Origin of the sequence: Methyloceanibacter sp. (assembly GCF_050728395.1) — a bacterium.
GTDB lineage: Bacteria > Pseudomonadota > Alphaproteobacteria > Rhizobiales > Methyloligellaceae > Methyloceanibacter.
Window position 1 is genome coordinate 15,612 of the sequence record NZ_JBOHJB010000038.1, and the last position, 14,559, is coordinate 30,170.

Consider the following 14,559-nt stretch of genomic DNA (forward strand, 5'->3'; position numbering starts at 1 on the left):
GCACCTTGTTCAGCCTGGCCGACAATTTCCAAGACACTTGGGGCGAGGTGAGCGCCGGCATCAACCTCTTCAACCTCGGCGCCGGCGCTTCAAGCTTCGGCAAGGTCGATGTCACCTTTGGCGACGATATCGACGGCGTAGGCGGCCAGCTAGGCGTGCGCTACAAGTGGTAACGGGCTAAACTCAGTCCGATCAGCTTTCGCGCCCGCATTTCAGAGGTTCCGCGTTGACGCCCCCGGCCAAGACGGCATCCCCCCGCAAGAAGAAGGCTGAGAGCGCTGGGGGACAGGAACGGGCCCGAAGGCGGCCTCCGATCTCGCCCGCCAAGCGCCAAGCTGACGCCGGCAGCGAAGGCGTGCGAGGCGAAGCCAAGGCTGAGCCCACCAAAATCAGCGCCTCGCGTGGTCTTGTGGACTGGCTCGCCACACACCGTATCAGCATCGCGCTCACCTCCTATCAGACCGGACAGCTGATGCTGATCGGCGCTCTGCCGAGAGGAAGCCTCTCGGTCTATCAACGCAACTTCGTGCGCGCCATGGGGCTGTGCGCCGATGCGCAGCGCATCTATCTTTCGGCCATCGCTCAAGTCTGGCGTTTGGACAACGTGCTCAAGCAGGGTCAGGTGGCCAACAAGCAATTCGACCGGCTTTACGTGCCGCGCAACGCTCAGACCACCGGCGACCTCGACATCCACGAGATTGCCGTCGGCGAGGGCGGGAGCGTGGTGTTCGTCAATACGAAGTATTCCTGTCTCGCCACCCTCGATCCGGTGCACAGCTTCAAGCCGTTATGGCGCCCGCGCTTCATCGGCAACCTCGCGCCGGAGGACCGCTGCCATCTGAATGGATTGGCGATGCGCGACGGGCGTCCCAAATTCGTCACCGCGGTCAGCCGCAGCGATGTGGTGGACGGCTGGCGCGAGCGGCGGCACGAGGGCGGCGTCATCATCGACGTGGAGACCAACCGAATCGTCACCGAGGACCTGTCCATGCCCCATTCGCCGAGGTTGGCGAATGGCAAATTATGGGTTCTCGATTCAGGGCGCGGTTATCTTTGCCGCGTCGATGAAGCGAGCGGCAAGATCGAGAGGGTGGCCTTCTGCCCCGGATTTTTGCGCGGCCTGTCGTTCTGGCGACACTTCGCTCTGGTTGCGACCTCGCTGCCCCGCGACAGCTCGTTCCGCGGCTTGGAGCTCGACGACAACATCAAGGCGCGCGACGGCGAGCCTCGCTGTGGGGCGTTCATCGTTGACACTCGCAACGGCGACATCTTGCATTGGATTCGTTTTGACGGTGCCGTCCGTGAGCTGTTCGACGCGGCGTTCATTCCGGGGGTGCGGGCGCCCATGTGCGTGGGGCTTGCCAGCCCCGAATTTCGCACGCTGATTACCATGCCGGACGATGGGGGCGCCCCCTTCGCGGGGGATGCCGAAGACTGACCGAAAGCCAAGGGGCAGGGGCCTTGGGGCGGTGCGTACGGGCGGATAATCATGTTGACCGCCGCATTCCTGCCCTTAAACGAACCTTAATTTTTCTCATAAAAGACTTGCGATTGAGTCATGAGGGTACCTTCTGAGGGCGCGTTTTGCGCCACCCCAACTGGCTAATCGGGGGATTTGCCATGCTCCTGACTGACGCACTCCACGTGTTTGAGACGGTGGGCGGCGTTTGGCTTGGGATAAGCGCCCTGGCCTTCATTCTTCTCGGGCTCTTCGTCGGCATTCGCCAAAAATCTGCGGCCGTTGACGTCGATGCCAGACGCGACGGACTCGTGGATTCACGCGCTCCATCCGTTCAGCGCGTCGCCAAAACGGAGAAGAGGGCCGTCTCGCACAAAGCTCCGACGCGTAAAGCCGCTTGAGCCGTCGCGAAGTTCAGACCTCGCACGTTATTTTGACGCCGGCGCCCAAGGCGTCATCGGCCTGATGCATAATCGCTATGGGAACCGCTGGCGGGTCGAGACGTTCTAGACCGCGGGGGCGCGAAGCACTTGCTTCCCGCCGAAGTTCAGAAGCAGGCGGTCGGAATGGGTCTTCGTCGGACGTTCAAGCTGCATGGAAGGTTCGGTCGCATCGTTGCCCTGGCGGCGATGTTTTTTTTCGTACCTGCGGTCGGGGCCGAGGCCACAAACCTCACCATCGAGTTGAACAAGCTCGAGCCTCAGAAGGAGAGCTGCCGAGCCTATGTCGTCGTCACCAACAACAGCTCGACGGTCTATCAGGCGCTCAAGCTCGACCTCGTGCTTTTTCAACCGGACGGCGTCATAGGGCGCCGCTTCGCGCTCGACCTCGGTCCCTTGAAGGCGCAAAAGCGCTCGGTGAAGCTGTTCGACCTCGACACGCCATGCGACCAGGTCGGCAGCCTGCTCATCAATGACGTGTTGGAGTGCAACGGCGAGACGGGGTCGATCCCGAATTGTCTCGCCGACCTGGCCGCCACCTCTCTCGCCAAGGCGAAACTTTCCAAGTAGCGCAGTGCGCTCGGCGCGCCGGTGAAATCTGAATCTTCCGATGATGCGTGAAAAACACGCGATCTCTTTTTTCGTGGAGTGTGCCGCGTCGCCGTTTCTGCTGTAATGGTTTCAGCTTAGTCTCATCGGCAGCGGCACGTCGGTGAGTAGCGTTGTCTTCCGTCTCTTCGCATGTAGGAATTTTGCGTAGCGGCCCCAATGCGTGGAACGCTTGGCGGCAACAAAACCCCACTGCGGTTCCCAACCTGGCCGGCATCGCCCTTGAGGCGAGCGAGCGCCAAATGGGCCCGATGCATGGGGGGCCCATCAACCTCAAGGCGGCGCTGCTGCGAGACGCCGAATTGCGTTTCGCGATCCTGACAACGGCTGATCTCGCGGCCGCCGATCTCTCCGGTGCCGATCTTGCGCATGCGCGACTCGATCATGCCGATCTGAGAGGCGCCAATCTCGGCGGCTCCTGCCTCGACTACGCCAATCTTGACGGCGCCGATCTGTCAGGACTTTCTCTGCGCCGCGCGAGCTTACGTTTCACAAGCCTGGCGTCCGCAAATCTCGAAGCTGCCGACCTGTCGGGCGCGAACCTCAGCCATGCGCGGCTTAAGGGAGCCAATCTCCGCGCCGCAAATCTGCGTGGCGCCCGCCTCGACTATGCGGATTTCGCCAGTGCCGAGCTCGCAAGAGCGAACCTGCGCGGCGCGAATCTGCAAAACGCAAAAAATCTCACGCCATCGCAGCTCGAGCAAAGCCTCGGCGATGCCTCGACCATTCTTCCCGCGCATCTTCGGGGCTCGGTGTCCTGGTCGCCGCCGAGGAGCGAAGCAGCGCCACTTGCGCCGATGCTCGCGCCGGGCGTCATGGTACGGCGTGCGGCGAAATCTCCTTCCTTCAAGCCACAGCTCTGGACAGCGGTGGTCGTTTGCATCACGGCGTTGGCCGCGGCCGCGTGGTGGCAGTACGGCCGGCACGATCGAAGCTTGCTCTCGAGCACCGACCACGGACCCTTGGAGCCGAAAATTGCTCAACTGCCGGTGTTCACGGTGCTGCGCAGAATCGATCAGCCCGACGTCGCGCTTCGCGCGCGGGGGGACGCTCCTGAGGCGCTTGACCTTGCCGCGCTCCGGCCGGCGGCATACGCAGTAATTCCGGCGCTGCCAGTAACAGACCTGGCCGAGATTGCACAGCAACGCCCGGCACTTGCCGAGATCGAGCAAATCGCTGCTCGGCAGGTCAGCATGCATTACGACCTCGGGACGGCCGATTGGGAGAAACCGACAGACGACTCCCTCGGAGCCATGGAGCAAGCAACGAGACTCCCCGATCCGGAGTTCAACCTTGCAAGCACGGGCAAGTTTGAATTGGCGTCGCTTGCGCCCTCGGCACTCAATCCACGCCACTTCACCGTCGTGAAAGAAGCGGCGAGATCGCGCTTGCCCCTCACATTCGTGGTCAGGCCGTCAGCCGCAATGCCGGTGCTGCCCGCGGTCAGGACTTTCGTTCGGCCGCCTCTGCTTGAAAGTCTACGGGCTCCGGCGATTGCTGTGGCGCCGGTTCTCCCCTTGGAGCGCATCGAGCCGACCGCGCTGCCCGGCAGCAATATTCCTCTCTTGTCGATACGCGTCGCTGCCCGCATGCCTGACGCCAACGAGCAAATTGCTGCCGGCCCGGCTCAAGGCGATCCTGTTCTGCTCAGCGTCTCTCTCAATCGTCAGACGATCGACGTCTATCGCGGCGCGCACCTCATCGCGAGCTCCAGGGTGTCAAGCGGCATGCCGGGCCACGAGACCAAGCCCGGTGTGTTCAGCATTTTGGAGAAGCAGAGATTTCACCACTCGAACATCTATAGCGGCGCGCCGATGCCTTGGATGCAACGGCTGACCCGCTCGGGCACGGCGCTGCATGCAGGCGCTGTGCCCGGTTATCCTGCCTCGCATGGCTGTATCCGTCTGCCGTTCTCGTTCGCGCCGAAGCTCTTTCAGATGACCGCGGTCGGCGGAAACGTTCTCGTTGCCAACGACCAGCTGTCACCGAAACCCATCGAACACCCCAATCTCTTCCAGCCGCTTCCCGCGGCCGTCCGCTTGGCGTTGGCAACGAGGGACGATAGCTTGAACGACGCGTTGGACGCCGCACCGGGTTACGTGTCTTTATCTCTTGTCGTCGCCAGGGACGCCGACGCTCCGATGACAATGGCGGAGATGACGACTTCGACCGCGGCACAAGCTCCTGTCGCGGCGGCACCGCTGCGCATCTTGGTGACCCGCCGGACCCCGCGCGACCGGCTCATCGGCGTGCAATACATCCTCTCATCGATGGGCTATCTCACGCCGCAGAACTTCGACGGCACCTTCGGCAAGGCGACGGCGGCGGCGATCAGGGCATTCCAAAGGACCAACGGCCTGCCGGAGAATGGCGCGGTGAACGGCGAACTCGTGAACAAGGTCTATGAAGTCGCCGGCCGAGCCGCGCCGCCCGAGGGTCATCTCTTCGTCAGGCAGGGTTTCAGCCGCGTGTTCAATGTGCCCATCGCCTTTCGCAAATCGAACGAGCCGCTCGGCACGCACTTCTATATGGCGCTGCCGTTCGCTCCCGGAGACAGCAAAGCGCGGTGGGTCGCGTTCAGCTGGGAGGGCGGCGATGCAGCGAAGGCGCTCGACCGGTTGGAGATCCCTGACGACGTTCGCCGCGAGATCTCGCGGAGGCTGACGCCAGGGTCGTCGCTGATCGTTGCCGACACGAGCGTGGATTCGGCGATTCTGCCCGAGGGCGACGACTTCTTGGTTTGGGCCAACGAAGAGCCCGCCAAAGTCGAACCGCCGACAGTCAAGCAAGCCGATCGCGAGATCAAGCAGGCCAGTCGCGAGCGAAGCAAAGTCAAGCAGCCGGCACCCTCGCGCGCGGCCGCGCGGCGGACGCTAAGCGATAACTCGTCACGGCCGGCGCGGCGCTACAGGCAAGAACGCCTTCCGGATCTTTACGCTCCTCGCTTCTTTTCCCGATGGTAGACCAGGCATTGCATGGAGGCGCTCATGTTTGGATCCAGACGCAAAACGGTCATCGCCAAAGGATTGAAGATTGAAGGACGCGTCACCGCCGAGGGCCTGGTGGAACTCAACGGACAGATTGAGGGCGAATTGCACGGCAAGTCGCTCATCATCTCTCGCGGGGCTCTCGTCAAGGGAGCGGTTTCAGCCGATCAGGTGGTTGTCGATGGAACGATCGAAGGGCCGATCACGGGAGGCGAGATCATTCTCAAGTCCCGGTCGCATGTGATCGGCGACATTCACCACCAAACTCTTTCGATCGAGAATGGGGCGTCGTTTGAGGGGCGGTCGGTGCAGACCGGCAGGGTGAAAGGCGAGGCGAGCCAGCCGGGCGAAGCAGCGCCGCAGCCATCAGGCAAGAAGCCGGGAAAGAAAACGGCGCCGGACGACAATGGGGAGACGAGCGCCGGCGGTGCCGCCGGAGAGGGCGTGAAATAGCACTCGACTGCGCTGCGGCGGCGTGCTCCCAAATGGCACCCGTTCGGCCCTGTGCTATTTCTTAAGGCCGCTCACGGACCAGGCGATGGGCGCGTTCCGCGAGAGCGGCGTTTCCTCGACCCCGGATTTCTGGCACCGTCGCCCCAGGCGGTAGCACCATGCGGACGTGGTGGAACTGGTAGACACACAGGACTTAAAATCCTGGGGGGGAGACCCCGTGCGGGTTCGACTCCCGCCGTCCGCACCAAGACCCCGGCTCCTTCGCGAGACGAAGCGCGCCTAGTGCTCCTTGAGATTTGCCGTCTGCCGGGCATGCGCCGGAAGCCCGGCATCCTCGGTCCCGGAGCGCTCATGATTAACCTCGAGCTCCGTGGTCAGGGCATTTATTTTTTCCGACATCGAGGCCAACGCGAGGCGCAGCTTGATTAGTTCAGCGTCGGCGCCCCAGCGAAGTCGTATCAACCGAGCAAATTCTCGATGAGGAAGAGTTGGCGCCGGCGCCCTTGGCGCCAACCTGCGAAATAATCCGACGAGCTCATGCACGTGGGTGCTGGCCAGGTGGTGCATCAAAATCAGTTTGCGGTTCGCCTGGCCCATGAGCGGATCATAATCGTTGAGATCTCGGCGAAGCTTTTGCTCGTCGAGAACGACGGGCAGTGCTAGGCCGGCAAAGCCATCAGCCTCTTGAAGGTGGTAGTGTTCGGGTGTCACCCATCCGTCGGCGCCGAACATGTCGTATATATAGGCAGGGCGCCCGCAGGCCATGGCATCGAGAACAGCTCGACCTTTGCCAACGACAATGTCAGCCGCGGCGATTTCCGATTCTGGATCAAGCAGCTCAGTTGTGGGCTGGCCCACTTGGACGATCTCAACTCCCATAGATTTCCATGCGTCCGATATCACGCGGCGGACATCTGCTTGGAGATAGTTGCCGAGAAGCAGCGCTCGTTGGGGCCTACTTCGAGGCGCGCCGCGTGGGAAGAGGCGCTCAGCGTCGATTGGCTGGCGAAGACGTACGATTTCCTGTGAGCCAGCCATGGCTCGGATTCGCTGTTCGACTCGGTCCGAAAGGACGACGATCGCGCTCGCCACTCCCGGAAAGACTGGTGGAAGTTGTAAGTCAAAGATTGGGCTGTGAGCCACGAATACTTGAGGCGCTTCTGGCCAGCGCTCGCCCAGTTCGTAGGCCATGGCGCCGTCCTGCGCGACAACAACATCGCAACTCGAGGGCAAGCAGCTCGATTGTCGCGCCACTGGCACGCCACGCGCGATGGCGAGATCGGCCATCGGACCGCATATCCTCGCGTAGATCGTTGGTTCGTGACCGAGTCGTTGCAGATGTTCCGCGACCGTAAGCAAGTACGTCTCGCTGCCCCCAACGCCCGCGAATGCATCATTGGCCAGGACGATCTCCATCCAGCCTCCGTGAAAGAGTATCCAGTGCCGACAGCCCTATTGCCAAAATAGCGCATACTCTCGAACTTTGGCACATCGATAAGGCAGTGGAGCCCCGGTGCGTTCTGCGCCCCGCATATGACCCGGACGGTCGGGGACCCGGACTTAATATTTGGCTGGCCGCGTCAGGGTTATTGGCAGCCGCGCAGGGCCCCTCTTCTTCGGTTGACAGGCCCCGGGGCAACGCACATTCTCCGCCGAAATTTCAGAGGGGATGTTCCATGCGTCTTTGCACCAAAACGAGCGCGCGCCGCCTTAAAATCGCGGCGGCGACTCTACTTTGTCTCGTGGGATTCGGTAGTGGACTAATGGCTCAGACGGCCCAGCCTAAGGGACAAGCCCCGCAAGTCCAGGCTCCGGCCGAGGCGGCAGGCCAGCCCAACCAGCCGCAGCCAAACTGGGTGGTGAGCTGTAACCAGACGAGGCCGGGGCTCGAGTGCCGGGCTGGCCAATCTCTTTTCCTGAGGAAAACGAGACAGCGCGTTCTTTCCGTTGCGGTGCGCATACCTGCCGACACCAAGAAGCCCGTGTTGCTGATACAGCTCCCGCTCGGAGTGTACCTGCCTGCTGGAGCCACTCTCCAAATCGGCAAGCTGGAGGCGCTGAAGCTGCCCTTCACCAGCTGCAACCAGGGCGGCTGCATCGCTGAGTATGCGGTGACCGATGGGGAGCTCAGCTCGATTGCGAAGGGGTCGGATCTGACTATCTCCGCCCAAACCGTCCAACAGAAACCATTTACGCTTACGGTGCCCGCTCTCGGCTTCGCCGCGGCCTATGCGAAGATCAAGTAGACCGCGGATCGGTCTTTACGTAGGGGATGTAGCCATGACTCTTGCTAACAGTCTGTGCGGACGGAAACTTATCGCTGGTGCAGCCCTGACTCTCTTGATGACCACCGGGGGGATGGCCCAAACGGCTCAGCAGAGGCAGCCTGTTCCGGTGCCGGGAGCGACCCCCGCCCAGCCGGCGCAACCGGGACAACAGCAACCAGCTCCGCCGCCGATATGGGTGGTGAGTTGCGCGGACAACAGAGGCAGGCTCGATTGCCGCGCGGGGCAATCAGTATTTATTAAGAACACCCGACAGCGGCTTCTGTCGGTCGCGGTGAGGGTGCCCCCCGATACGAAAAAGCCGGTCATGATGCTTCAAGTCCCGCTCGGAGTTTACCTTCCGGCGGGGGCCTCACTGCAGATCGGCCAGGATGAAGCTAAGACGCTTCCCTTCAAAGGCTGCGACCAAGGCGGCTGCGTCGCGGAATACGCCGTGACCGAAGCGGAAATCGCTGCCATGGCTAAGGGGTCCGACCTAAAGATCTCCGTCCAGAATCAAAATCAGCAACCGGCGTTTACGGTCACCGTGCCGGTTACCGGATTTGCCGCGGCCTACGCAAAGGTCAAGTAGCTTTCACGATTCGCTTTGTCTTGCGCGATCGCGGGCGCCGGCTGAGGTCAGTCGGCGCCTTATTGTTGTCTGCGGCCGAAGTTGCATCTGTGGCCATAACGTGACCTTCGCCGCTCGGTAAATATAAGGAAACAATTGAGAATCAGGAATTGCGGCGATTGCGGTGCTACTTCCCGTCACCGCAAGACCCTGCAAGACTCGACGCTGGAAGGTCTTGGGTTCCATGCTTGGTCCGGCTGATTCTCCAGGCACCACCATAAATTGTCGTTCAGCGGTTGAGGCATGCGCGACACAGTCAGTCGGGGCTTTGACCGACCTCCCAAAAGGCCCTCGCGAGGTGGAAATTCGCGCCGCCAAACGCGTCGCTTGCTGGAAAAACTCGTCTGCGCCGGCGCCGAAATTGGGTGAAAAACCATCGACTTACCGGCAATGAAAAGAACACCGCTACCCGCCATGAGGGCGAGCGTGGCGCGGATGCAACAGCGGTCAGCCAAAAGCGCCGACAGGCTTTATATTCCGTTACCACTTGTCCGACGTCTGTGTTTTAGTGTTCGCGAGACTCGGCTCCCAAGGGGGGGAGTGTGAGCGATGTTTTTGGGGATACACGTCTTCGGACCTGGAGGGGGACTAATGAGAAGCAAGGGCGGAAATCGCACGACGACCTGGTCGCGGAGCCTGGTGGCAGGGCTCGGCGCGGTTGCAATGGCGGCGACCATCACGGTGGCTGGTCCCCAAGAGGCCAAGGCGCAAAACGGCACGTCCGTTTTCGGGCCTACCTTCAATCTGCAGATCGCCAACTTCACCCTTGGGCCGAATAACGGAGGCCAGACCGGCAATTCGTTTTTCGGACCCGGCTTCAACACCCAGATCGGCAACGTCGCCATCGGTGTGAACAACGGATCGCAAGACGGCAATTCGTTCTTCGGGCCCGGCATCAACACCCAGATCGGCAACGTCGCCATCGGGTTCAATAACGGCAGCCAGGACGGCAACGGCCTCTTCGCCGGCATCAACACCCAGATCGGCAACGTCGCCATTGGCTTCAACAACGGAAGCCAGGATGGCAATGGCTTTCTCGTCGGCGTCAACACCCAGCTCTTCAACACCTTCGTCGGCGTCAATAACGGCAGCCAAGACGGCAACGCCTTCGGTTTCGGCATCAATACCCAGATCGGCAACACCTTCGTTGGATTCAACAACGGCAGCCAAGACGGCAATGGCGGCCTGTTCGGCATCAACTTCCAGGCTGATAACGAATTCATCGGCATCAACAACGGCAGCCAAGACGGCAATGGCGGCGAAGGCGGCGACGGCGGGTTCGGCTTCCTTGGCTTCAACGGCCTTCCGGGGTTCCCAGGTTCCGGCGTCAATGTTCAGTATAACAACAGCTTCGTCGGGTTGAATAACGGCAGCCAGGACGGCAATGGCGGCGAAGGCGGCGACGGCGGCAACGCGCTCGGCCTTATCGTCTTCGGCGGCATCGGCGGAGAGGGCGGCGACGGTCTTAATGTCCAGATCGGCAACAACGCCCTTGGCGCGTTCAACCAATCGGGCAGCGGCAATGGCGGCGAAGGCGGCGACGGCGGTAACGTGGGTGGCTTTTTGGTCGCCGGCGGCTTCGGCGGAGAAGGTGGTGACGGCATCAACGTTCAGATCGCCAACACTGCCCTTGGAGCGTTCAACCAATCCGGCAACGGCAACGGCGGCGAAGGCGGCGACGGCGGCAACGTGGGCGGCTTTCTCGTCCTCGGCGGTACCGGTGGAGAAGGTGGCGACGGTCTCAACGTGGAGATCGCCAACTATGCTTTAGGTCTCGGCAATCAAAGCGGTAACGGCAACGGCGGCGAAGGTGGCGATGCCGGTAACCTGGGCGCCAGCGTTTTCACAGTCGGTGCTACCGGTGGAGAGGGCGGCGACGGCACGAATGTTTCGGTCGCCAACACTTCGTTCGGCATACTCAACCAAAGCCTCAACGGCAATGGCGGCGAAGGCGCCGATGGTGCGGCCGGGGCTAATGGGGGCGCTGGCGGGGACGGCACCAGCATCGCGATCGGCAACTACTCGTTTGGAGCGCTCAACCAGACCGGCAACGGCAATGGCGGCGACGCAGTGGCACCCGGTACCGACGGCGGCGACGGCTTTAGTCTCCAGTTGTTCAACACTGCTATCGGCATCGGCAACCAAAGCGGCAACGGCAATGCCCTCGTTGGCGACGGCTCCAACGTCCAGATCGACAATACGAGCGTCGGCTTTGGGAATCTGTCGGTCAACGGCAACGGCGTCACCGGCGGCAGCAATACGCAGGTCGCGACCGATGTCCACGGCAACCTCAACGGCAGCTTCAACGGCAACGGCCTCACCACCACCGGCAACTCCGAGCTCGAAAACGCAATCATCTATGGAGACGGCAATGCCAGCCTGAACGGCAATGGCGGTGGTTCCGGCAACTCTGAGATTGACGGCCTGCTGGTCATCGGCGACGGCAATGCCAGCGGCAATGGCAATGCCTTTGCAGCGGGCGGCACCGGCAATGCCCAGATGGATCCCAATGTGCTCATCGGCGTCGGCAACGGCTCCGGCAACGGCAACTGCTTCCAGGGCGGCTGCACCGCCAACATGGTGCTGAACGACAATCTGCTCTTTGGCACGTTCAACGGCGCCCTCAACGGCAACGGCGGCTCGAGCGGAAACGCTGAGATTGAAGACAACGTCATGTTTGGCGACTTCAACGGCACCGCCAACGGCAATTGCAATGTGACCACGGCCTGCGCGGCCAGTGCCGTGATCGAGAACAACTCTATCCAAGGCGAGTTCAACGCCTTCGCCAACGGTAATGGCAATGACAGCGGCAACGCTGACATTGAGAACAACCAGATCTTTGGCCTGGTCAATGCAAGCGGCAACGGCAACAGCATTACCGATAACGGCGACTCCACGATCGTCGGCAACAGCATTTCTGGTGTTCTGAATGCGAACGGCAACGGCAACAGCGTTTTCGGTGACGGCGATTCGGACATCGTCGGTAACAACATCTTTGGCGTCGCCAATGCTAATGGCAACGGCAACAGCTTCTTCCTCGACGGCGACTCCAGCATCGTCGGCAACAACATCTCCGGCGCCGGCAATGCCAATCTGAACGGCAACAGCTTGGTCGTCGCGTCGTCCAATATCGAGGACAACAATATCTTCGGTGACGGGAACGCCAACGTGAACGGCAACGGCCTCATCGTCGGTGTCTCCAATATCGAAGACAACAACATCTCGGGATCGGGCAATGCCAACGTTAACGGCAATGCCCTGATCGTCGGCGTCTCGAATATCGAAGGCAACAACATCTCAGGCGAGGACAACGCCAACGGTAACGGCAACGCCATTGTCCTCGGCGTCTCCAATATCGAAGACAACAACATCCTTGGTGCGGAAAATGCCAACGGCAACGGCAACGGTGCTGTATTCGGCATCTCCAATATCGAAGACAATTCGATCCTCGGCGAGGAAAATGCCAACGCCAACGGCAATGGCGGCGACGGTGGCGTCTCCAACATTGAGAACAACTTCATCTCCGGTGAGGAGAATGCCAACATCAACGGCAATGGCGGCAACGGGGTGATCGGGTTCGATACCGGCTCCGCCAATATCGAAGAGAACACGATCTTTGGTGAGGGCAACGCCAACGTCAACGGCAACAGCGTGTTCAACGACGGCGAAGCCAATATCGAAGGGAACTTCATCTCCGGCGAGAACAATGCGGTCCTTAACGGCAACAGCGTCTTCGGCGACGGCGATGCCGATATCGAGGACAACGTTCTGTTTGGCCAAGGCAACGCCAGCGCCAACGGCAACAGTATCTTCGGCGACGGCGATGCCGATATTTCCGACAACTACGTCGCGGGCGACTTCAACCTGAGTGGCAACGGCAACGGCATTTTCAGCGCCAGCGCCGACATCGCAGGCAACAATGTCACCGGCGACTTCAGCCTTAGCGGCAACGGCAACGGACTCCTGTTCGGCGACGCTGACATCTTCAACAATAGCGTCAACGGCTCAGGTTCGTTGTCCGCCAACGGCAACGGCATCCTCGGTGGCGATGCCGAGATCATCGGCAACAACGTCCAGGGCGACCTGTCGGGCAGCTTCAACGGCAATGGCGTGCTGTTCGGTGACGCCGAGATCATCGACAACACCATCCTGGGCAACGGCTCCGGCAGCTTCAACGGCAACGGCACTGCTGGGACCACCACCATTGCCGGCAACACGATCATCGGCGATGTCTCGGGCAGCTTCAACGAGCAGGACGTGATCGGAAACAAGATCATCGGCGACTTCTCCGGCGACGGGAACGGCGATGACTTGGCCTTCAACACGATCATCGGCAACTTCTCCGGCAATCTGAACGGCGACAACTACGCCTTCAACACGGTAATCGGCAATTTCTCGGGCAATCTGAGCGGCGATGACGTGCAGAACAACACGACGATCGGCGACTTCTCCGGCAACTTCCTTGCTGACGGTGCCAGCTTCAACATCGTGACCGGCGACTTCTCCGGCAACTTTGTCGACGGCAACGGCAACAAGGTCTACGGCAACTTCTCCGGCAACTTCGTCGACGGCGACAGCAATATCGCCACCGGCCTGCTCGTCGGCAACGTCGTCGACGGCGACAACAATCAGTCGAGTGGCACGGCGTCCGGCAACTTCATCGACGGCGATAACAACCAGGCGTCTGGCCTGTTTGCCGGCAACTTCATCGACGGCGACAACAACCAGGCCAGCGGCACGAACGTCGGCAACTTCATCGACGGTGGCAACAACCAGTCGAGCGGTGAGGACACCGGCAACTTCATCGACGGCGAGAACAATCAGGCCAGCGGTGACGACACGGGCAATTTGGTCGAGGGTGACAACAACCTGTCGACTGGCGACGGTGTCGGTAACGTCGTAGATGGTGACAACAACCAGGCCAGCGGCAGATTCTCTGGCAACGTCATCGACGGCAACAACAACCAGTCGAGCGGCTTCGTAACTGGAAACGTCGTCACCGGCGACAACAACCAGGCGAGCGGCGCCTTCTCAGGCAACATCGTCGACGGCAACGGCAACCAAGCGAGCGGCGTGGGCGATGGCAACTTCGTCACCGGCGACAATAACTCTGCGGACAGCATGTTCAGCGGCAACTTCGTCGTCGGCGACAACAACCAGGCGAGCGGCTTCGCCTCCGGTAACTTCATCCTTGGCGACGGCAATATCGCCTCTGGCACCGTGACTGGAAACCTCGTCACCGGCGATTTCAATCAGTCCAGCGGCGCCTTTTCCGGTAATGACGTCGATGGCGACAACAACCAGTCGAGCGGCGTGGGCACCGGCAACGATGTCGACGGCAACGGCAACCAGGCGAGCGGCTTTATCGCCGGCAACGATGTCGACGGTAATAACAACCAGGCGAGCGGCGCCATCGTCGGTAACGACGTCGACGGCAACGGTAATCAGTCTGCCGGCTTTATTTCGGGCAACGATGTCGACGGCAACGGCAACCAGGCGAGTGGCTTTATCACCGGCAACGACGTCGACGGCGACAACAACCAAGCCAGCGGCGCTCTTTCCGGCAACGACGTCGATGGCGACAACAACCAGGCTAGCGGCTTGAACGCGGGCAACGACGTCGACGGCCACAACAATCAGGCCAGCGGCGAGGATGTCGGCAACGACGTCGACGGCGAAAACAATCAGGCCAGCGGCGACGACTCAGGCAACGATG

General features: G+C 61.1%; 9 protein-coding genes and 1 tRNA gene. 9 read left to right on the top strand and 1 reads right to left on the bottom strand.

Annotated elements, in window-relative coordinates:
* The first annotated feature begins 5 nt into the window (after positions 1–5).
* From ACREC7_RS08730 to ACREC7_RS08755, 6 genes are all read left to right on the top strand, one after another.
* The gene (locus ACREC7_RS08730) at positions 6–173 is read left to right on the top strand and encodes an autotransporter outer membrane beta-barrel domain-containing protein (protein ID WP_431555294.1); all 168 of its coding nucleotides are present in this window, start codon (positions 6–8) and stop codon (positions 171–173) included.
* Positions 174–355: 182 nt separating this feature from the next.
* Positions 356–1,438: a TIGR03032 family protein gene (locus ACREC7_RS08735; RefSeq protein ID WP_431555295.1), complete on the top strand. Its 1,083-nt coding sequence runs from the start codon at positions 356–358 to the stop codon at positions 1,436–1,438.
* Positions 1,439–2,025: 587 nt separating this feature from the next.
* Positions 2,026–2,469: a hypothetical protein gene (locus tag ACREC7_RS08740; protein WP_431555296.1), complete on the top strand. Its 444-nt coding sequence runs from the start codon at positions 2,026–2,028 to the stop codon at positions 2,467–2,469.
* A gap of 281 nt (positions 2,470–2,750) precedes the next feature.
* The gene (locus ACREC7_RS08745) at positions 2,751–5,471 is read left to right on the top strand and encodes a pentapeptide repeat-containing protein (protein ID WP_431555297.1); all 2,721 of its coding nucleotides are present in this window, start codon (positions 2,751–2,753) and stop codon (positions 5,469–5,471) included.
* A 24-nt stretch (positions 5,472–5,495) separates the two neighbouring features.
* Entirely contained in the window at positions 5,496–5,948 is a 453-nt protein-coding gene (locus ACREC7_RS08750; RefSeq protein WP_431555298.1) for a bactofilin family protein, read from the top strand.
* 160 nt (positions 5,949–6,108) lie between these two features.
* Positions 6,109–6,195, top strand: a tRNA-Leu gene (locus ACREC7_RS08755).
* Positions 6,196–6,227: 32 nt separating this feature from the next.
* Here the strand turns inward: ACREC7_RS08755 and ACREC7_RS08760 are convergent.
* Positions 6,228–7,364 carry a hypothetical protein gene (locus tag ACREC7_RS08760; protein WP_431555299.1) on the bottom strand — a complete coding sequence of 379 codons (1,137 nt, stop codon included), beginning with the start codon at positions 7,362–7,364 and terminating at the stop codon, positions 6,228–6,230.
* A gap of 347 nt (positions 7,365–7,711) precedes the next feature.
* Here ACREC7_RS08760 and ACREC7_RS08765 point away from each other — a divergent pair, with 347 nt between their 5' ends.
* The 3 genes from ACREC7_RS08765 to ACREC7_RS08775 all read left to right on the top strand — a co-directional run.
* Entirely contained in the window at positions 7,712–8,194 is a 483-nt protein-coding gene (locus ACREC7_RS08765) for an invasion associated locus B family protein (protein ID WP_431555302.1), read from the top strand.
* Positions 8,195–8,306: 112 nt separating this feature from the next.
* Positions 8,307–8,804 (top strand): invasion associated locus B family protein, encoded by a 498-nt coding sequence (locus ACREC7_RS08770; protein WP_431555303.1) that lies wholly within the window; start codon positions 8,307–8,309, stop codon positions 8,802–8,804.
* Between the two features lie 630 nt (positions 8,805–9,434).
* On the top strand, positions 9,435–14,559 hold a 5,125-nt coding region (locus tag ACREC7_RS08775; protein ID WP_431555300.1), incomplete at its 3' end, for a beta strand repeat-containing protein.

What these genes read in the sequence shown, in the direction of transcription:
- ACREC7_RS08765 (WP_431555302.1), top strand. Translation starts at nt 7,712, where the DNA reads ATGGCTCAGACGGCCCAGCCTAAGGGACAAGCCCCGCAAGTCCAGGCT.
- ACREC7_RS08760 (WP_431555299.1), bottom strand. Translation starts at nt 7,364, where the DNA reads ATGGAGATCGTCCTGGCCAATGATGCATTCGCGGGCGTTGGGGGCAGC.
- ACREC7_RS08745 (WP_431555297.1), top strand. Translation starts at nt 2,751, where the DNA reads ATGGGCCCGATGCATGGGGGGCCCATCAACCTCAAGGCGGCGCTGCTG.
- ACREC7_RS08770 (WP_431555303.1), top strand. Translation starts at nt 8,307, where the DNA reads ATGGCCCAAACGGCTCAGCAGAGGCAGCCTGTTCCGGTGCCGGGAGCG.
- ACREC7_RS08740 (WP_431555296.1), top strand. Translation starts at nt 2,026, where the DNA reads ATGGGTCTTCGTCGGACGTTCAAGCTGCATGGAAGGTTCGGTCGCATC.
- ACREC7_RS08750 (WP_431555298.1), top strand. Translation starts at nt 5,496, where the DNA reads ATGTTTGGATCCAGACGCAAAACGGTCATCGCCAAAGGATTGAAGATT.